This window comes from Campylobacter sp. IFREMER_LSEM_CL908 (genome assembly GCF_025771545.1).
GTDB lineage: Bacteria > Campylobacterota > Campylobacteria > Campylobacterales > Campylobacteraceae > Campylobacter_D > Campylobacter_D lari_D.
The window spans coordinates 16,235-37,476 of sequence record NZ_JAKMQK010000009.1 but is presented as its reverse complement, the minus strand read 5'-3'; the positions used below and the strand labels follow the sequence as shown (position 1 = coordinate 37,476).

Annotated in this window: 16 protein-coding genes; 8 read left to right on the top strand and 8 right to left on the bottom strand. The window is 29.2% G+C overall.

Annotation, left to right across the window (positions count from 1 at the left end; genetic code table 11):
- Positions 1-99: 99 nt before the first annotated feature.
- Together L8U04_RS04775 and L8U04_RS04770 are read left to right on the top strand one after the other, a co-directional pair.
- Positions 100-345 carry a YfhL family 4Fe-4S dicluster ferredoxin gene (locus tag L8U04_RS04775; protein WP_012660922.1) on the top strand — a complete coding sequence of 82 codons (246 nt, stop codon included), beginning with the start codon at positions 100-102 and terminating at the stop codon, positions 343-345.
- Complete coding sequence (locus tag L8U04_RS04770) at positions 345-1,841, top strand: Ppx/GppA phosphatase family protein (protein ID WP_263669753.1); 1,497 nt, start codon at positions 345-347, stop codon at positions 1,839-1,841. The genes L8U04_RS04775 and L8U04_RS04770 overlap by 1 nt, the downstream gene beginning before the upstream one ends.
- Here L8U04_RS04770 and L8U04_RS04765 read toward each other — a convergent pair.
- The 3 genes from L8U04_RS04765 to L8U04_RS04755 are packed head-to-tail and all read right to left on the bottom strand — an operon-like array spanning position 1,838 to position 3,308.
- The gene (locus tag L8U04_RS04765) at positions 1,838-2,596 is read right to left on the bottom strand and encodes a hypothetical protein (RefSeq protein ID WP_263659706.1); all 759 of its coding nucleotides are present in this window, start codon (positions 2,594-2,596) and stop codon (positions 1,838-1,840) included. The two genes, L8U04_RS04770 and L8U04_RS04765, sit on opposite strands and share 4 nt — an antisense overlap.
- The gene (gene fliN, locus L8U04_RS04760) at positions 2,593-2,889 is read right to left on the bottom strand and encodes a flagellar motor switch protein FliN (protein WP_133319684.1); all 297 of its coding nucleotides are present in this window, start codon (positions 2,887-2,889) and stop codon (positions 2,593-2,595) included. The genes L8U04_RS04765 and fliN overlap by 4 nt, the downstream gene beginning before the upstream one ends.
- Positions 2,886-3,308, bottom strand: coding sequence for a chemotaxis protein CheX (locus L8U04_RS04755; protein WP_133319685.1), 423 nt, complete (start codon positions 3,306-3,308; stop codon positions 2,886-2,888). The genes fliN and L8U04_RS04755 overlap by 4 nt, the downstream gene beginning before the upstream one ends.
- Before the next feature lie 119 nt (positions 3,309-3,427).
- On the opposite strand from L8U04_RS04755, the gene pseI reads away from it, so the two are divergent.
- The 6 genes from pseI to L8U04_RS04730 are packed head-to-tail and all read left to right on the top strand — an operon-like array spanning position 3,428 to position 11,929.
- Positions 3,428-4,462 carry a pseudaminic acid synthase gene (gene pseI / locus L8U04_RS04750; protein WP_263659705.1) on the top strand — a complete coding sequence of 345 codons (1,035 nt, stop codon included), beginning with the start codon at positions 3,428-3,430 and terminating at the stop codon, positions 4,460-4,462.
- A gap of 2 nt (positions 4,463-4,464) precedes the next feature.
- Positions 4,465-4,644 carry a hypothetical protein gene (locus L8U04_RS08365; RefSeq protein WP_373416666.1) on the top strand — a complete coding sequence of 60 codons (180 nt, stop codon included), beginning with the start codon at positions 4,465-4,467 and terminating at the stop codon, positions 4,642-4,644.
- A gap of 44 nt (positions 4,645-4,688) precedes the next feature.
- The gene (locus L8U04_RS04745; protein ID WP_412175294.1) at positions 4,689-6,374 is read left to right on the top strand and encodes a motility associated factor glycosyltransferase family protein; all 1,686 of its coding nucleotides are present in this window, start codon (positions 4,689-4,691) and stop codon (positions 6,372-6,374) included.
- Positions 6,375-6,429: 55 nt separating this feature from the next.
- The gene (locus L8U04_RS04740; RefSeq protein WP_263665827.1) at positions 6,430-8,166 is read left to right on the top strand and encodes a motility associated factor glycosyltransferase family protein; all 1,737 of its coding nucleotides are present in this window, start codon (positions 6,430-6,432) and stop codon (positions 8,164-8,166) included.
- Between the two features lie 2 nt (positions 8,167-8,168).
- A complete protein-coding gene (locus L8U04_RS04735; protein WP_263709546.1) occupies positions 8,169-10,016 on the top strand; it encodes a motility associated factor glycosyltransferase family protein in 1,848 nt (615 codons plus the stop codon).
- Positions 10,017-10,048: 32 nt separating this feature from the next.
- Entirely contained in the window at positions 10,049-11,929 is a 1,881-nt protein-coding gene (locus L8U04_RS04730) for a motility associated factor glycosyltransferase family protein (protein WP_263709545.1), read from the top strand.
- 27 nt (positions 11,930-11,956) lie between these two features.
- On the opposite strand, the gene L8U04_RS04725 is transcribed toward L8U04_RS04730, so the two are convergent.
- The 5 genes from L8U04_RS04725 to L8U04_RS04705 form a co-directional block, all read right to left on the bottom strand.
- The gene (locus L8U04_RS04725) at positions 11,957-13,675 is read right to left on the bottom strand and encodes a flagellin A (protein WP_263709544.1); all 1,719 of its coding nucleotides are present in this window, start codon (positions 13,673-13,675) and stop codon (positions 11,957-11,959) included.
- A gap of 190 nt (positions 13,676-13,865) precedes the next feature.
- Positions 13,866-15,584, bottom strand: coding sequence for a flagellin A (locus L8U04_RS04720; protein WP_263709543.1), 1,719 nt, complete (start codon positions 15,582-15,584; stop codon positions 13,866-13,868).
- A 190-nt stretch (positions 15,585-15,774) separates the two neighbouring features.
- The gene (locus L8U04_RS04715) at positions 15,775-17,493 is read right to left on the bottom strand and encodes a flagellin A (protein ID WP_263709543.1); all 1,719 of its coding nucleotides are present in this window, start codon (positions 17,491-17,493) and stop codon (positions 15,775-15,777) included.
- Positions 17,494-17,683: 190 nt separating this feature from the next.
- Positions 17,684-19,402: a flagellin A gene (locus L8U04_RS04710; protein ID WP_263709542.1), complete on the bottom strand. Its 1,719-nt coding sequence runs from the start codon at positions 19,400-19,402 to the stop codon at positions 17,684-17,686.
- Positions 19,403-19,476: 74 nt separating this feature from the next.
- Positions 19,477-21,189, bottom strand: coding sequence for a motility associated factor glycosyltransferase family protein (locus L8U04_RS04705; protein ID WP_263709541.1), 1,713 nt, complete (start codon positions 21,187-21,189; stop codon positions 19,477-19,479).
- Positions 21,190-21,242 lie beyond the last annotated feature (53 nt).

The following is a 21,242-nucleotide window of genomic DNA, read 5'->3' as shown; positions in this document are numbered from 1 at the left end:
ATTCTAAAAAGTAGATTTTGTTTTTTCTTTCATTTTAAATTACCTATAAGTTTTTATATAGTATAAGTTTGCTTTATTACTTATAAAAAGGAAAAAAATATGTCACTTTTAATCACTAGAGAATGCATATCCTGTGATGCATGTAGGGAAGAATGTCCCGATGAAGCAATCTATGATAATGATCCAATTTATGTCATAGATCCTGATCTTTGTACTGAATGTGTGAATGAATTTTCAGAACCAGCTTGTATAGTAGCTTGTCCAGTAGATTGTATCATACCTGATCCTGATAATGTAGAAAGCATTGATGAGCTTCGCTTAAAACATAAAAATAAAGATATTTAATGGCTAAAAAAACAGCAGTAATTGACCTTGGCTCTAATTCCGTTCGTATGGTAGTTTTTGAAAAAACCTCAAGATATGGTTTTTTCATTTGTAGTGAGCACAAAAAGAAAGTAAGACTTGGAGAAAATGCTTACAATAATAATAAAATTCTTCAAGAAGAAGCCATGCTTAAAGCCGAAAAAGCTTTGACTTATTTTAAGGAAAAAGCTTTAAAAGAAAAATGTAGAAAAATTATTGCTGTTGGAACTTCTGCATTAAGAGATGCACCCAATGCTAAAGATTTCATAGCTAGAATAGCAAAAAATGTAGGTTTAAATATAAAATGTATTAATGGAAAAACAGAGTCATTTTTAGGTGGGCTTGCTGCGCTAAATTTACTATCAGATATTCAAAATGCCACCACTATAGATATAGGTGGAGGATCGACTGAGCTTTGTTTAATCAAAGAAGGTAGGATTGTAGATTGTATTTCACTTGATCTTGGCACAGTAAGATTAAAAGAAATTTTTTACGATACAAAAAAATTTAATGCACTAGACCAATTTATACAAGAAGCACTAAAACAAGTTCCAAAGCATTTTCAAAATGAAAATATCATTGCCATAGGTGGAAGTTTAAGGGCATTGTCAAATTCTATAATGAAAAAAAACTCTTACCCGTTAAAAATGATTCATAATTTTAGTTATAGTTTTGAAAAAGAAAAAAATCACATAGAAAAAATTCAAAATGCCAAAAATTTAAATGATTTTAACATAAAAAAAGATCGTTTTGATACTATAAAAGAAGGATGTGTGATATTTTTAGCACTAGCAAAAAATTTAAAAGCTAAAAATATCATCACCTCTGCAGTGGGTGTTAGAGAAGGTGTATTTTTATCTAATCTTTTTCAAAAATATACTAAAATAAAAAATGAAACAACGGATTTTTCAAAATTTAATGCCAAATTTCCTCCGAATTTCAATCCAAGCTTAAAATCTATACAAGATCGTTTTAGTATAGATTATAATGATAAAAGTGCTTATTTTGCAAATAAATTATTTGATGCCCTTTTACCTATCCATAAAATTAATCTTGCTTTTAAAAAAGATCTTATAAATGCTGCAAAATTATCGCATATAGGCGAAAGAATTAATTTTTATTTTGCCAATGAACATAGTGCTTATATAGCTCTAAATAGCCTGCATTTTGGTTTTTCACATAAAGAAATTTTATTAATTTCTACTATTTTAAAAGCTAATGGAAAAAAAATCAATCCATTTGCGATAGAAAATATAAAAGATTTACTACCAAATAATCACATATTAGCTTGGCTTAATTTTATTTTAGCTTTATCAAAAAAACTTGCAAAAGACACTGATGAGAATCTTGATTTCACGCTAAAAAATCATACTTTGTATATATACTCGACTAAAAAACAAATTTATTTTTCGAAAGAAGAAATCAAAAAAATTTCAAAGCCAAAACTTATCATTTTGGCTTTTAATCAGCAAAATTAATTATTTTGTTTTAAAAGTAAATTTTGCAATCTTTGTTTATTTTCTTCAAAATAAGAGTCAAAATCTTTTTCTTTTGGCTTTTGAGGTGCTTTGTTTTGTTCTTCATTTTTTATCAAAGCTTCATTTGTTTCTAATACTACATTAGAATTTCCTATAATCATAGTATAACGCTTTAAACCATATTCAAAAACTACAAGTTGATTGTGTCTATCAAGTGGTCTTTGAAAGATTAAATTAAAATTCCTATCTAAAGGGTGTTTTTGTCTTAGATATATTTTTAAAAACCAAAGTCCAACAAGCAAAAGTATCAAAACGCTTACAACTAAAATATAATTTGTAAAATCATATTCTTGCATTTTTATTTCCTCATTTTTTTCCTCTAAGCTTTTTTTAGTACTTAAATTTACACCTTCTTTTTGAGCACGCAATCTTAAACCATATTCACCAATCGCATCAGCGGTAATTTGTATTTTATCGCCTACACTTAAAGCTATAAAAGTTTTTTTATCTTCTGAAAAAATTTTAATTTTTTTTATAATATCAGAATTTAACGCTCTATCTTCCTCTTTTGCACTTTTAGCATTTAAAGTAAAAATAATAATACCATCTTTTTTCTTTTGACTAATACCTTCTTTATAAGGAACATCAAATGAAAAAGTAATATCCACCCTATCTTCTCTTGGATAAATATTGTAATCAAGAATTTTTGCCCCAAAAAGAGGTAAAGCAAGTAGTAAAATCCAAATAAATTTCATTGCAATTCTTTTTTGAAATACTGCAATACTGATTTAGAATCTAAAATTTCATTAATCCTTATAGCAAGGTTTTTCTCATACACCATTACCTCACCTTTTCCAAAAATTCTTCTATTTAAATAAAGTTCCACGCTTTCACCCGCTGGCTTTTCAAGGTCTATCACAGAACCAACTTCTAGCTTTAAAAGCTCTCTTACGCTCATATTAGTAGTACCAAGCTCACTAACAAAATCAACGCTAATATCTAAAATATCTTCATAAGATTGCAACAATCCTAAATGATCTTCTATCATAATTTTTTATAACCTATTCTAAAACGAGCATTTTTCATTTCATAAGTAAATTTTTCTTTGAGTTTGATTTTTGAAAATCCGTCAATACGTCCTAAATATTCAGGAACACCCAAACGATACTCATCTTTGCCATTAGTGTCATTAAGTAATTTTTTGGCATAACCTATAATTTGATTAGCTACTTCTTTTACTAAATCTGCTAGATCATCTTCTTTTAACTCTTCATGCAATAAAAATTGCGCAATCTCATTAAGAGCCTTTTTTTGAAAAAACAGATAAAAACTATATTCTTCATCTTTAAAATACAAAGGTATAGAAGCCCCATAAAGCTCGCCTCTAATCACGCTTGTTGGTGTAATTTTAAGTTTTAAAATGTGTTCACAAAAGTGATAAATCGAATATTCTAGTGTTTTAGTCATAGTTTTTTCCTTAGATAACTTTATAATAAATTTATTTTACTAAATAAACCTTTAATCATAATTAATAATTAAAATATAAAATATAGTAAATTTTTATTTAAATTAAAAAAGGTTTTTTAATGTTTATAGAAAATTTTAACACAAATGAAAAAGTTTTCATCATCGCTGAACTTTCAGCCAATCATGCAAATAATCTTGAAATAGCTTTGAAAACTATACAAGCAGCCAAACAAGCAGGAGCTGATGCTATAAAAATTCAAACCTATACCCCAGATAGCTTAACACTAAATTCTGACAAAAAAGATTTTATTATTGAAGGTGGTTTATGGCATGGACGCAAATTATATGAGCTCTACGAAGAAGCTAAAACTCCTTATGAGTGGCATGAAAAACTTTTTGAATGTGCTAAAAATGAAGGTTTAATTTGCTTTTCTAGTCCTTTTTCTAAGGAAGATGTAAATTTTTTAAGGCAATTTAATCCCCCAGCTTATAAAATCGCTTCCTTTGAAGCAAATGATTATGATTTTGTGCGTTATGTAGCAAAAGAAAACAAACCTACTTTAGTTTCTACAGGCATAGCCTATGAAGAAGAACTTGAAATGATTGTTAAAATTTTTAAAGAAGAAAACAATCCGAATTTGATTTTGCTTAAATGCACCTCGGCTTATCCTTCACAAATTTGTGATTTAAATTTAAATGTCATAAAAACTTTACAAGAAAAATTTAACACTATTATTGGTTTAAGTGATCATAGCGAGGGATTTTTAGCACCAACTTTAGCCGTAGCTCTTGGCGCAAGAGTCATAGAAAAACATTTTATATTAGACAAAACTTTAAATAGTGCTGATGCTAAATTTAGTCTTGATTTTGAGGAGTTTAAGCAAATGTGTTCTATGGTGCGTTTAAGCGAGCAAGCTTTAGGAAACAAAGAATTTAGCATGGATGAAAAAACTTTAAAAAACCGCCATTTTGCAAGAAGTTTATACGCAAGCAAAGACATCAAAAAAGGTGATATTTTCACACAAGAAAATATAAAAAGCGTAAGACCAAGCCTAGGTTTGCATCCTAAATTTTTACCTATCATGCTTGGTAAAAAAGCAAGTTGTGATATAGAATTTGCTAAAGCTTTAGAAGAAAAACATTTCAAGGAATAATCATGGAAAAACATATTTTTAATAAAAATTTAGAAGCTTTAAAAAATAAAAAATTAAAAGAAAAATTAGAAAATTTTAAACCCCAAAATTTCCAAATTCTACAAGGAAAAGACTCCCTAGATATTAATTTTATACATCATGGGGGGGGTATACACTATATAGCAATACTCTTAATGAGTTAAATGAAAAACTAAACTTATATAATGATAAATATCTTTTATATCCTGTGCTTTATTTTTATGGTTTTGGTAATGGAATTTTATATAAAGCCCTTTTACAAAACAAAAATAGACAAAAAATAGTTATTTTTGAAAAAGAAATAGAATTTATTTATCTAAGTTTTCAATGTATAGATTTTAGTGAGGAATTAGAAAATAATTCTTTGATTATTTTAGATACCAGCGCGATCGATGTTAATATTTTTGAAGAAATTTGTTCAAATAGTCCTTTTTTTAATTTTTTAAGAACATATTTTTTAGATTTGCACTGCGATTATTATGAAAAATATCAAGAAGATATTATACAAACCAATAAAAACATGCAAATATACATAAAAAAATCTATTTTCAGATATGGAAACGATTCCATTGATGCCTTACAAGGTATAGAAAATTTTGTTTACAATCTTCCTGATATTATCTCAAATTATTCTTTCAAAGAATTACTTTTAAAAAGAAAAAAACAAGCAAAAAACGCAATCATAGTTTCTACAGGACCATCACTAATAAAACAACTTCCTTTATTAAAGCAATATGCTAATTATGCTAGTATATTTTGTGCTGATAGTGCTTATCCTATACTAGCAAAACACAATATAAAACCTGATTATGTATTATCTTTAGAAAGAATAATAGAAACTTCAGAATTTTTTAATAATGATTTTGGTGATTTTGATAAGAATATAGTGTTTGTTTTAAAATCTTTAATCCATCCTATTACATTTAAACATCTTAAAAGCAAATATAGAAAAACAACTTTAATTAATTATTATACTTTTTTTACACACTTTATAGGGCTGCATAATTTTGGCTATATGGATATGGGGCACAGTGTAGCGACTATGGCATATTTTTTAGCCCTAAATTTAGATTTTGAAAACATTATATTTATAGGCCAAGACTTAGCTTATGCTGATGATGGAGCTTCACATCCTGAAGAATATTACTATGGAAAATATGATACTTATGATCCTCAAGAAATTGATTATAGCTTAACAACATTAGCTTACAATGGGAATCATTATGTAAAAACAAATGAAATTTGGATACTTTTTAAAACCCAAATAGAAGAAGCTGTTTTTAATGCAAAGAAATTTCTTAATATCACAACCTATAATTGCACCGAAGGTGGAGCCAGAATTAATCATACCATAGAAAAACCATTTAAGCAAGTATGCAAAGAACTACTAATAAAAGAACTCAAAAAACCTTTTGCTAAACTTGAAAAATTAAATGAGAACAAGCAAAAAGAATTAATGTTAAAAGCATTTTACAAAATTCATCAAGTTTTAAAACTAAGCCACACTTTAATCAAAGAATGCATTCACTTATCAAACAAACTAAATTTTATAGGAAATGATGAAAAGAATTTTTCATTATTGATTAAAGAATTAGATTGTTTTAAAACTAAATTTGAAAAAATAAATGTTTTAAAAGAATTAGTTAATCCTTTAAACACTCAATTTGAGCTTAATCTTGCCAGAATTTATGTACTTAACCCAAAAACAAAAGAAGATGTTTTTAACAAAAATTATCTTTGGATTAAAGAACACTTAGAATGGTTAGAACTTATAATAGGTCATATAAAAAAATTACAAGAAAGTCTAGAAAAAAATATTACAAATTTAGAAAAAGAATTGATAAATAAAAATCTCCAAAAACAAATTTCAAGGATAAAAAATACCTTGTTTTAATGTTTTTATAAAATATAGTAATTTTGATATAATAAAATAAAAATTTGGACTTTAAATGAATAAAGAATTATTTTTAAAAAACACCCAAGCTCTTTTTGAAGTAGATCAAATACTAGCTTATGAGTTGAGAAAAATCACTCAAAATCATAAATTTAAAATCATAGAAAATAAAATTTTTGATTTGCAAAATCAAGTTTTTTTAGATGAAAATCATTCTTTTGATTATGATAAATTTCAATTATATCCAGTATTATTTTTTTATGGTTTTGGCGATGGAAAATTTTTTATAGAACTTTTAAAAAATCAGAATTTAAAACATATTGTTATTTTTGAAGAAGAATTAGAAATTTTATATCTAGCTTTTCATATGATTGATTTTACCACACTTCTTAGAAAAGAAAAACTTATTTTGTTTTTTACACCAAATATCAACACCGCTCAACTTAAAGTTTTATTTAATTATCCGCAAATCAAACATACGCTGAAAATTTTCAATTTTCATTTTTATAATGATTTTTATATTAATTTTTATACACCCAATGCTCAAAATGTGATGCAAATTTTATTAAATCTCATAAAAACACTAATGCTTGCTCGTGGAAATGACCCAAAAGATGCTTTGCTAGGAATAAAACATAATATTATAAATTTAGAAAAAATCATCACTCATACGCCTTTTAAAAATCTAATAAAAGATAGAAAAGCAAAAGCAAAAAATGCCATTATAGTTTCAACAGGTCCTTCTTTGATGAAACAACTTCCACTTTTAAAAAAATACCAAGAAAATGTTGTGATTTTTAGTGCTGATAGCTCTTATGCTATCTTAGCCAAAGAGGGAATTAAGCCTGATTATGTCTTTTCACTAGAAAGAGTAGATTTTACTAGCGAATTTTTTAATAATGATTTTGGAGAATTTGATAAAAATATATTATTTATCATAGCTTCTTTAACTCATCCTAAAACCATAGAATATTTAGAAAAAAATAATAGAAATTATATGCTTGTTTTAAGACCTTTGTTTTTTGAAAGCAAACTTGGCTTAAATGAATATGGTTTTTTGGGAAATGGCATGAGTGTTGCTAATATGGCTTATGAGTTAGCTGGAGCTTTAAGATTTGAAAATATTATTTTAATAGGGCAAGATCTAGCTTATAGTGATGATGGAAAGTCTCACCCAAAAGAACATTTATATGGTGATCAAGGAGACGAAGAAGTTGTTTATAAAACAATCTGTGCATATGGAGGCAATAAAGAAGTAAAAACACAACTCACATGGTATTTGTTTTTAAAAAGTTTTGAAAAAGATATAGCTCTAGCTAGAGATATATTAAAAATCAAAACTTATAATGCCACAGAAGGTGGGGCAAGGATAGAAGGAACCATAGAAAAACCTTTTAAAGAAATTTGTGAAGAGTTTTTAAAAGAAAAAATTGAAAAAAATATTATTTTAACAAAAGCAAAAAATCCACAAAAAAAACTAAAACAATGCAAAGAAAAACTCAACAAACAAATAAAACAAAGTGAAATTTTTATCAATGAATGTAAAAAAGCTATTAAAGATAAAAGCTTAGAAAGATTAGAAAAACTAAGACTTAAGCTCCCAAAAAGTGAATTTTTTTCAGATATTTTACAAGCTAGATGCTTTCAAAATGAATGTGAGGTTTTAAAATACAAAGTTGAAAAAGAAAAAAATACAAAATCTTTCTTAGAACAACAAATCGATTTTTTTGATGAGATTATTTTATATCTTGAAAATTATAATAAAACTATAAAAGAAAATTTAAAGGCATAATTATGAATCATGAGCTTTTTAAGAAAAATATCCAATCCCTTAACCCATCTTTTCAAAAACTTTTTAAAAACATCAAAAAAACACCATATATAATAATACAAGGAAACGATTCTTTAGATATTAATATTAAAGATAAGCGGGGGGGGGTAATTTATGAAAATCCTATTTTAGAATTAAATACTATGCTGGCAAAATATGATCAAATGTATAAATTATATCCTGTGCTTTATTTTTTTGGATTTGGAAATGGAATTTTATATAAAGCTCTTTTGCAAAATCCAAATTTAAAGCATATCATAGTTTTTGAAGACAACTTGGAATTAATATATAGCTTGTTTTTTCATATAGATTTTTCAAAAGAATTAAAAACAAATAAACTAATTTTAGCACAATGCAATATGCCAAATTCTGCATTACTTTCTTTAATGTCAAGAAATCCTTTTAGAGAATTTATAAGAACATATTTTTTAGAAATACATTCTAGATACTATGAAAGATTTGCAAATGATATCTTAAATTTAAATCAAAAAATACTCTCTTGTATAAGATCTATTGCAACTATAAAAGGAACAGACACTAAAGATACTTTACAAGGGATAGAACAATTCATGGAAAATATTCCAAAAATGCTTTCAAAACCTTGCTTAAAAGAATTGCTAAATAAAAGAAATACATTGAGTAAAAATGCAATCATAGTATCTACTGGACCATCTTTAAGCAAGCAGCTACCTTTACTCAAACAGTATCAAGATAATGTGGTAATTTTTTGCGCTGATAGTGCTTATCCTATTTTATATCAAGAAAATATCAAGCCTGATTATGTTTTTTCTGTTGAAAGAATAGATTTTGCAAGTGAATTTTTTAATAATAATTTTGATGATTTTGATAAAGATATTTTATTTATTATTGCTTCACTAACTCACTCAAATACCATAAAGTACCTAGACAAAAATAAGCGAAAATATGTTTTTTTCTCAAAAGAAACTTTTGAAACTTATTTTGGTTTAAATGCTTTTGGTTATGTTGATTTAGCGATTTCTGTTGCACATTTAGCTTTTATATTTGCCAATCTATTAAATTTTAAAAATATATTCTTTATAGGACAAGATTTAGCTTATAATGACATTGGAGAATCTCATCCTAAAAACTATCTATATACCGCTACTAGTGATAGTAATTTAGAAAAGATAAATATTATGGCTTATGGTGGCAATAAACACATTACTTCAAATACAACTTGGGATATGTTTAAAACTAATCTTGAATATTTAATCACAAATTCAAAAGCAAAAATTTACAATGCCACAGAAGGTGGAGCAAGGATAGAAGGAGCTATAGAAAAACCTTTTAAAGAAATTTGTAAAGAGTTTTTAAAAGAAAAAATTGAAAAAGATTTTCCTATTTTAGAAAACTTTACCCCGGATAAAAAACAAGAATATTTGCTAAAGACCTATCATAAATTAATTAAATTATTAGAAGATATAGAAAAATACTTAAAAAAGTATCAAAATATAATCAATTTTATCAACAATTCATCTGATGCAAATATTACATTGCAATATCTAGACGAGTTTGATCTTGATGATTTTAAAGATAATGCTTTAATAAGACTTTTGCTCGCTTGTTATTTAGATCAACTACGCTTTCATCTTGCAAAAATTTTTGTAATAATCCCAAAAAGCCAACAAATGCAAAAAGAAAAAAGTAAATTTTGGATCAACTCTCATTTAGAATACTTTCAACTCATTATTATCACCCTAAAAAAATTAGAAATAATTCTTTTAAACAAAAAATGTTTTATAAAAGACATTCTGACTAAAAATAATTTAGAAAAATATATTAAAAAATGACGATATTATTTTTTTAATCAAAAAGGATAAAAATGAAAACAGAGATTTTTAAAAAAAATTTAAAAGCCTTAAAAGGAAGTGAATATCAAACACTAAAAAGAAAATTAGGTAGAATAAAAGAAGCTAAAGATTATATTTATGTTTTTGATAAAGATCCTTTAAATTGTAATATATGTTATAAAAATATAAAAAATTTATATATAAATCCTTTAAAAGAACTACAAGAAAAAATTGAGCTATTTAATAAAGAATACTTAAGATACCCTATACTTTTTTTCTATGGATTAGGCAATGGTATATTTTACAAAAGTTTACTTGCAAATAAAGAACATAAAAAAGTTATTGTATATGAAAAAGACATTGAGTTAATATTTTTAGTTTTTAATATGATAGATTTTTCCAAAGAACTTTTAGAAGATAGATTTATTTTAATCCATACAAAGGAATTTAACTATACAAAAGCTGATACATTGTGCTCTTTTTTAAATTTATTTTTAAAAACTTACACTCTACATATTCATTGCGAATTTTATGAAGAAAGACAAAAAGAAGAAATTAAAAACATAAATGATTTAAATTCCAAAGTTATTAAAAATATTGCTTTAAGAAGAGGAAATGATCCAATTGATGCTATGCAAGGCATAGAGCAATTTGTTCTAAATTTACCTAAAATGCTTACACATCCAAGTTTTAGCGAATTTAAGAAAAAAAGATCAAATAAAAGCAAAAATGCTATATTGGTAGCTACTGGACCTTCTTTAAAAAAACAACTTCCTTTACTTAAAAAATATGCTAATAAAGCTACTATATTTTGTGCTGATAGCGCTTATCCTATCTTAGCAAAGGCGGGTATAAAACCTGATTATGTTTGTATGCTAGAAAGAGATGGTGTGGTATCAAAATGCTTTGACAATGATTTTAAAGACTTTGATAAAGACATTACTTTTATTTTAGTTTCACTAGTATATAAAGATAGTATAAAATTTTTAGAAAAAAATAAAAGAAAATATATTTTAGTTTCAAGATCATTACCTTTTGCTTATTCTTTAGGATTACATGATTTTGGCTATGTAAGCGGTGGAATGAGTGTAGCACATTTAAACTATGAACTAGCACTTTTACTAGGGCATGAAAATATCATCTTAATAGGACAAGATTTAGCTTATAGTGATGATGGAAAATCTCATAGTGAAGGATTTTTACATGAAAGTTATCACGAAGGAGATTTTGAACGCGATCATGGAAAATTTGAAACCTTAGCTTATGGTGGAAAAACTTATGTGCAAAGTTCAGAAGTTTGGATGTTATTTAAGCAAATTTTTGAAAGTTTATTTCATAAACAAACAAAAGCAAAAATTTACAATGCCACAGAAGGTGGGGCAAGGATAGAAGGAACTATAGAAAAACCTTTTAAAGAAATTTGTAAAGAGCTTTTAAAAGATGAGGTAAAAAAACCTTTTCCAAAACTAAATCCACCAAAACGCAAAGATAGCCAAGAGCTTATGTTAAAAGCTTACAAACAAATCAAACAAAATATAAAAGCTAATGAAAAATTCTTAAAAATTTGTAAAAAATTACATAAAGAATTAAACTATCAAAGCAAAACACATTATACTTTACATGAGTTAAATACAAAAATAGATCAACTAAAAGAGACTATAGAAAGCAATAAATACATTTTCTTAAGAGAAGTTTTAAGTCCTTCTTTATTTCATCTTGAAAGCAATTTTTCAAAAATTTATGTTAACCCTATGCACAATGATAGCGATAAACAAAATAAACTTGTTGCTTGGATTACAGCACATAAATCTTGGTTAGAAGAAATCAGCGAGTTAGCTTTAGTCCAAGAAAAAGCTTTAAAAATAGCCATTATACCTTTACAAGATATTTTAGAAAAAAGAAATTTAATATAAGGCAAAACTGCCTTATATTATTTGGATTTATTGTAAGAGTTTTAAAACATTTTGTTGCACAGCATTAGCCTGACTCATAGCATAAGATCCACTTTGAGCTAAGATGTTGTATTTAGAGAAATTTGCACTTTCTGCTGCAAAGTCTACATCCCTGATGTTTGATTCAGCTGATTTGATATTTACTTGGGTTACACTGATGTTATTTAGTGTAGCTGTGATTTGATTTTGCACCGCACCAATATCAGCTCTAATGGCGTCTAGATTTGCTGTAGCGGTTTCTACTATATCCATCACAGCCATAGCACCTTTAAGAGTAGTAACACCTGGAGTTTGATCATTTCCTGCTATACTTAAAGATCCAGCACTAGTTGCAAAATTAGCAAATTGAGAAGATCCATCGCCTTTAGCACTTACTCCAAAAGCAGCCGAAAAAGCCGTAACATAAGCAATAGCTTCAGTAGAATTATACACTAAGGACATATTTTTACCACTACCTACTGAAAAACCTGAACCAGCACTCATACCACTACCTGCTGAACTCATATATGCAGAAACAGAAGCATGAGTTAAAATCATTTTGCCACCACCCTTATAAGCATTAAAGCCCATAGCATCGGCTACATGGGTATCAATTCTACCTTTTGATTCTCTTAAAGATATAGAAGCTTGAGAAATCATATCAGCTGCACCCATACCTATAGAGCTAAGTCCACTTCCTGATATTAATATATCCTTGCCATCATTTTTAATTAAAGATAAACGACCATAATTGTTATAATCTTTATTTAAAATTCCAGCACCAGCACCTATGCTACCGCCTATTTCTATACCTCTACCATCTCTTGAAGTTAATACAAGTCTACCATTAGCATCCCTTGAGGCTTCTACTCCTGTGCTGTCTTTAACCGAATTTATAGCAGCTACTAAAGAGCCATTTTGATCACTATCTTGATACTCTATTCTACCTATCTTCACTCCATTTATAGCAAAATCATCACTCGTAACACCAGCTTTTATAGGACCAACACCCGTAGTTTCAACTAAGAAATTTGCTCTAACCCCTGTGATATCAGAAACTCTATTAATCTCTTCAGCCAAAGCACCAAGTCCTGTTCCTACCGAAGTAGAAATCACTACAGGCTGGAATTTAAAATCATCTACCCCATTATAATTTTTAATAGTAAGTTGAGCTATACCACTATCTTTAGCTTGAGAACCTGTTTCAAATCTAGTTACACCTATTTTAGAACTTTGAGTTGGCCCTATACTAGCTTTTACGGTTTGATTTGACTGTGCACCTAGTTGGAATTCTTGATTTATAAAGTTTCCGCTTAAAAGTTGTTTGCCATTAAAAGCTGTGGTGTTAGCTATATTGTCAAGCTCTTCCATCAAACGATTAATATCAGCTTGAAGCATATTTCTTGTTTTAGTACTTTGTCCATCTTGTGCTGCTTGAGTAGCTTTTACTTTGATAGTATCTAAGATTTTAAGCTGCTCATCCATAGCCTTATCAGCTGTTTGTAAAATACCTATAGCATCATTACCATTATTTATCGCTTGACCTAAAGTTGCAGCTTGTGATCTTAAGCTATCTGCTATAGCCATACCTGAAGCATCATCTGCTGCAGAGTTGATTCTAAGACCTGAACTAAGTCTTGATAAAGACTTATCAAGCTCTCTTGCTGTGATAGTTGAATTTGCATGTGCATTCATTGCACCTATGTTGGTGTTTATTCTAAAACCCATTTTAAATCCTTTCAAAATATTGCTTAGAACTTTTAAAGCAATAAATGTTCCAAATTTAAAGAGTTGTTTTAAAGAGTTGTTTTAAAGAGTTGTTTTAAAGAGTTGTTTTAAAGAGTTGTTTTAAAGAGTTGTTTTAAAGAGTTGTTTTAAAGAAACACCTTGAAAATTCAAGGTGTTTTAGATTTCTTAACTATTGTAATAATCTCATTACATTTTGTTGCACAGCATTAGCCTGACTCATAGCATAAGATCCACTTTGAGCTAGGATATTATGCTTAGCAAAGTTTGCACTTTCTGCTGCAAAGTCTACATCTCTGATATTTGATTCAGCTGATTTGATATTTACTTGGGTTACACTGATGTTATTTAGTGTAGCTGTGATTTGATTTTGCACAGAACCAATGTCAGCTCTAATTTTATCAAGGTTAGTAATAGCAGTTTCAGCTATATCCATCACAGCCATAGCACCTTTAAGTGTGGTAACGCCAGCTTCCTGATCTTTACCCGCTATACTTAAAGATCCAGCACTAGTTGCAAAATTAGCAAATTGAGAAGATCCATCGCCTTTAGCACTTACTCCAAAAGCAGCCGAAAAAGCCGTAACATAAGCAATAGCTTCAGTAGAATTATACACTAAGGACATATTTTTACCACTACCTACTGAAAAACCTGAACCAGCACTCATACCACTACCTGCTGAACTCATATATGCAGAAACAGAAGCATGAGTTAAAATCATTTTGCCACCACCCTTATAAGCATTAAAGCCCATAGCATCGGCTACATGGGTATCAATTCTACCTTTTGATTCTCTTAAAGATATAGAAGCTTGAGAAATCATATCAGCTGCACCCATACCTATAGAGCTAAGTCCACTTCCTGATATTAATATATCCTTGCCATCATTTTTAATTAAAGATAAACGACCATAATTGTTATAATCTTTATTTAAAATTCCAGCACCAGCACCTATGCTACCGCCTATTTCTATACCTCTACCATCTCTTGAAGTTAATACAAGTCTACCATTAGCATCCCTTGAGGCTTCTACTCCTGTGCTGTCTTTAACCGAATTTATAGCAGCTACTAAAGAGCCATTTTGATCACTATCTTGATACTCTATTCTACCTATCTTCACTCCATTTATAGCAAAATCATCACTCGTAACACCAGCTTTTATAGGACCAACACCCGTAGTTTCAACTAAGAAATTTGCTCTAACCCCTGTGATATCAGAAACTCTATTAATCTCTTCAGCCAAAGCACCAAGTCCTGTTCCTACCGAAGTAGAAATCACTACAGGCTGGAATTTAAAATCATCTACCCCATTATAATTTTTAATAGTAAGTTGAGCTATACCACTATCTTTAGCTTGAGAACCTGTTTCAAATCTAGTTACACCTATTTTAGAACTTTGAGTTGGCCCTATACTAGCTTTTACGGTTTGATTTGACTGTGCACCTAGTTGGAATTCTTGATTTATAAAGTTTCCGCTTAAAAGTTGTTTGCCATTAAAAGCTGTGGTGTTAGCTATATTGTCAAGCTCTTCCATCAAACGATTAATATCAGCTTGAAGCATATTTCTTGTTTTAGTACTTTGTCCATCTTGTGCTGCTTGAGTAGCTTTTACTTTGATAGTATCTAAGATTTTAAGCTGCTCATCCATAGCCTTATCAGCTGTTTGTAAAATACCTATAGCATCATTACCATTATTTATCGCTTGACCTAAAGTTGCAGCTTGTGATCTTAAGCTATCTGCTATAGCCATACCTGAAGCATCATCTGCTGCAGAGTTGATTCTAAGACCTGAACTAAGTCTTGATAAAGACTTATCAAGCTCTCTTGCTGTGATAGTTGAATTTGCATGTGCATTCATTGCACCTATGTTGGTGTTTATTCTAAAACCCATTTTAAATCCTTTCAAAATATTGCTTAGAACTTTTAAAGCAATAAATGTTCCAAATTTAAAGAGTTGTTTTAAAGAGTTGTTTTAAAGAGTTGTTTTAAAGAGTTGTTTTAAAGAGTTGTTTTAAAGAGTTGTTTTAAAGAGTTGTTTTAAAGAAACACCTTGAAAATTCAAGGTGTTTTAGATTTCTTAACTATTGTAATAATCTCATTACATTTTGTTGCACAGCATTAGCCTGACTCATAGCATAAGATCCACTTTGAGCTAGGATATTATGCTTAGCAAAGTTTGCACTTTCTGCTGCAAAGTCTACATCTCTGATATTTGATTCAGCTGATTTGATATTTACTTGGGTTACACTGATGTTATTTAGTGTAGCTGTGATTTGATTTTGCACAGAACCAATGTCAGCTCTAATTTTATCAAGGTTAGTAATAGCAGTTTCAGCTATATCCATCACAGCCATAGCACCTTTAAGTGTGGTAACGCCAGCTTCCTGATCTTTACCCGCTATACTTAAAGATCCAGCACTAGTTGCAAAATTAGCAAATTGAGAAGATCCATCGCCTTTAGCACTTACTCCAAAAGCAGCCGAAAAAGCCGTAACATAAGCAATAGCTTCAGTAGAATTATACACTAAGGACATATTTTTACCACTACCTACTGAAAAACCTGAACCAGCACTCATACCACTACCTGCTGAACTCATATATGCAGAAACAGAAGCATGAGTTAAAATCATTTTGCCACCACCCTTATAAGCATTAAAGCCCATAGCATCGGCTACATGGGTATCAATTCTACCTTTTGATTCTCTTAAAGATATAGAAGCTTGAGAAATCATATCAGCTGCACCCATACCTATAGAGCTAAGTCCACTTCCTGATATTAATATATCCTTGCCATCATTTTTAATTAAAGATAAACGACCATAATTGTTATAATCTTTATTTAAAATTCCAGCACCAGCACCTATGCTACCGCCTATTTCTATACCTCTACCATCTCTTGAAGTTAATACAAGTCTACCATTAGCATCCCTTGAGGCTTCTACTCCTGTGCTGTCTTTAACCGAATTTATAGCAGCTACTAAAGAGCCATTTTGATCACTATCTTGATACTCTATTCTACCTATCTTCACTCCATTTATAGCAAAATCATCACTCGTAACACCAGCTTTTATAGGACCAACACCCGTAGTTTCAACTAAGAAATTTGCTCTAACCCCTGTGATATCAGAAACTCTATTAATCTCTTCAGCCAAAGCACCAAGTCCTGTTCCTACCGAAGTAGAAATCACTACAGGCTGGAATTTAAAATCATCTACCCCATTATAATTTTTAATAGTAAGTTGAGCTATACCACTATCTTTAGCTTGAGAACCTGTTTCAAATCTAGTTACACCTATTTTAGAACTTTGAGTTGGCCCTATACTAGCTTTTACGGTTTGATTTGACTGTGCACCTAGTTGGAATTCTTGATTTATAAAGTTTCCGCTTAAAAGTTGTTTGCCATTAAAAGCTGTGGTGTTAGCTATATTGTCAAGCTCTTCCATCAAACGATTAATATCAGCTTGAAGCATATTTCTTGTTTTAGTACTTTGTCCATCTTGTGCTGCTTGAGTAGCTTTTACTTTGATAGTATCTAAGATTTTAAGCTGCTCATCCATAGCCTTATCAGCTGTTTGTAAAATACCTATAGCATCATTACCATTATTTATCGCTTGACCTAAAGTTGCAGCTTGTGATCTTAAGCTATCTGCTATAGCCATACCTGAAGCATCATCTGCTGCAGAGTTGATTCTAAGACCTGAACTAAGTCTTGATAAAGACTTATCAAGCTCTCTTGCTGTGATAGTTGAATTTGCATGTGCATTCATTGCACCTATGTTGGTGTTTATTCTAAAACCCATTTTAAATCCTTTCAAAATATTGCTTAGAACTTTTAAAGCAATAAATGTTCCAAATTTAAAGAGTTGTTTTAAAGAGTTGTTTTAAAGAGTTGTTTTAAAGAGTTGTTTTAAAGAGTTGTTTTAAAGAGTTGTTTTAAAGAGTTGTTTTAAAGAAACACCTTGAAAATTCAAGGTGTTTTAGATTTCTTAACTATTGTAATAATCTCATTACATTTTGTTGCACAGCATTAGCCTGACTCATAGCATAAGATCCACTTTGAGCTAGGATATTATGCTTAGCAAAGTTTGCACTTTCTGCTGCAAAGTCTACATCTCTGATATTTGATTCAGCTGATTTGATATTTACTTGGGTTACACTGATGTTATTTAGTGTAGCTGTGATTTGATTTTGCACAGAACCAATGTCAGCTCTAATTTTATCAAGGTTAGTAATAGCAGTTTCAGCTATATCCATCACAGCCATAGCACCTTTAAGTGTGGTAACGCCAGCTTCCTGATCTTTACCCGCTATACTTAAAGATCCAGCACTAGTTGCAAAATTAGCAAATTGAGAAGATCCATCGCCTTTAGCACTTACTCCAAAAGCAGCCGAAAAAGCCGTAACATAAGCAATAGCTTCAGTAGAATTATACACTAAGGACATATTTTTACCACTACCTACTGAAAAACCTGAACCAGCACTCATACCACTACCTGCTGAACTCATATATGCAGAAACAGAAGCATGAGTTAAAATCATTTTGCCACCACCCTTATAAGCATTAAAGCCCATAGCATCGGCTACATGGGTATCAATGTTGCCTTTTGATTCTCTTAAAGATATAGAAGCTTGAGAAATCATATCAGCTGCACCCATACCTATAGAGCTAAGTCCACTTCCTGATATTAATATATCCTTGCCATCATTTTTAATTAAAGATAAACGACCATAATTGTTATAATCTTTATTTAAAATTCCAGCACCAGCACCTATGCTACCGCCTATTTCTATACCTCTACCATCTCTTGAAGTTAATACAAGTCTACCATTAGCATCTTTAGAGGCTTCTACTCCTGTAGTATCTTTAACTGAGTTAATTGCTGAGATTAAAGCTCCATTTTCATCGCCATCTTTATATTCAACCTCACCAATTCTTACTCCATTAATAGAAAAATCTTGACTAGTTTTTCCTGCTTTAATATTGCCAACACCCGTAGTTTCAACTAAGAAATTTGCTCTAACCCCTGTGATATCAGAAACTCTATTAATCTCTTCAGCCAAAGCACCAAGTCCTGTTCCTACCGAAGTAGAAATCACTACAGGCTGGAATTTAAAATCATCTATACCATTATAATTTTTAATAGTAAGCTGAGCTACACCACTTTCTCTTGCCATAGAGCCTGTTTCAAATCTAGTTACACCTATTTTAGAACTTTGAGTTGAACCAATACTTGCTTTGATAGACTGATTTGACTGTGCACCTACTTGGAATTCTTGATTTACAAAACCACCGCTTAATAGCTGCTTTCCGTTAAATGAAGTTTGATTTGCAATATTATCAAGTTGCTCCATCAAACGATTAATATCAGCTTGAAGCATATTTCTTGTTTTGGTAGTTTGTCCATCTTGTGCTGCTTGAGTAGCTTTTACTTTGATAGTATCTAAGATTTTAAGCTGCTCATCCATAGCCTTATCAGCTGTTTGTAAAATACCTAAAGCATCATTACCATTGCTTATAGCTTGACCTAAAGTATTAGCTTGCGATCTTAAGCTATCTGCTATAGCCATACCTGAAGCATCATCTGCTGCAGAGTTGATTCTAAGACCTGAACTTAATCTGCTTAGAGAGCTATCTAATGCTCTTGAGTTTAAATTTGCATTGTTTTGAGCATTTAAAGATGCCACATTAGTATTTATACGAAAACCCATTTTAAATCCTTTTAAATAAATTCAACCGCTTCCATGCAGTTGTTTAAGCTATATCGAAAAAATGATAAAAAAATTTATACTTTTAAGATATTTTTATATTCATTTATAGAATTTTCTATACTTGCTAAACTTAACGCTGCAATTTCTAAAAATATTTTTAAAAAATCTACATAACTTGATAAAGCATTTTGAGACTCTTGATATAAACTCGCATTAAAAAAGCCCCTATGATAAAATAATGGTTTATACATAAAACTTTGTAAAATTTTTGCATTATCTAATAAATCATTAAAATCAAAAATAGATTCTGATACTTGCTCATCAAAAACTGCATTTTGATTTTGCAAAATTACTAAAAGATCTTTTGCTTTTTGATGTAAAGCATTTAACTCTAAATAATCTTTTTGTAAAATTTCCAAAGATTTTTTTAATAATTTTTCTTGCCTATTAATACTTAAAACATTTGGAAATACATAATCTTGTTTTTTATCTTTATATAGTGCTAAAACCTTTTCAAAAGGTATCTCTATGGTATAATCTATAAAAGCTCCACCTTCTGTGGCATTATAAAACTTAACATTAGGATGAGATAAAAATAAAACCTCCAATCTTTTTCTAAATTCATCCCAGCCTATATGAGTTTGAATAAAACCTTGTTTATTATAAGCTAACACTTGAAGTTTTTCTGCTTTATGTTCAGCTTCTTCTACATTATGAAATGTAAAAACTTCTGGATTAGCATGCGACTTCCCATCATCACTAAAAGCCAAATCTTGTCCTATCATGATTACATTAGTAAATCCCAAAGCTATAGCAAAATTATAAGCAAAATGAGCTACATTGATACCTATATCTAAATAACCAAAATCATCTAAATTAAATTTTTGTTGATAATCTAAACTATCTAAAATAAAAATCTTTGGATTTTTATTTTCTAAAATTTGAATTAAAGCTTTATCTACAGCAGCATTTATAATATAAATGGGTTCTTTTTTACTTTGTGGCAAATTTTCATAAAAACATTTACATTTTTCTTGCACATCCATAGAAAAAACAAAATCAGGATAAATTTCATTCTTAAGTAAAGTTTTATAAGTAGCATCTAAAGCAAATATCACATAATCATCTTGACAAGTTTTTAAAAGCTTAAGTTGCTTGCTTAAAGAAGGACCTGCGCACACCACAATAACACTTTTATTTTTTCCTTTATTTTCATAAATAAATCTTTGAAAAGGAGTATTTTTTAAAACTAAAGGCAAATTAGATAAAAAATTTCTTTGTACCTTACTATTTAAAGAAAAATTTTTATCTATACTATGAGTTAACCTATAAATAACATCTAAGCACTTTTGATACACAAAATCAAACATGGGACTATTGTTATAAAATTCACTATAAGGTAAAAGTTTAAAAAGCCCTAAATACTCAAAACAATCTTTTTGTGAAAAAAGCAAAACAAGATACTCTTCTAATCTTTTCTCTTCTACATCACAAAGATATATTTTTCCGCTTGAAAGCTCTTGACTTAAATCCATCTTGCTTAAAACATTAGCAAAAAATTCTGCTTTATCAAAAATAAAAATGTGTTTATTAATAAGTTTTTTTAAAAAAAGCCCATCTCCTATACCGCAAAAAAATATATTAGGTTTTATTAAATCATCTTTTGAAGGCACAAAGGGTGTTTGACTTGGAAAGATGTCGATAAATTCTTCTTTTAAAGATAGAATTTTTTTTTGTAATGGTTTATTGGTAAATTCTAAAGCTTGTAAGTTTTTTTGCAAAAACATTTTATATCCTATGAAATTAAATTATAGAAAATTATATCATTAATTGCATTTTA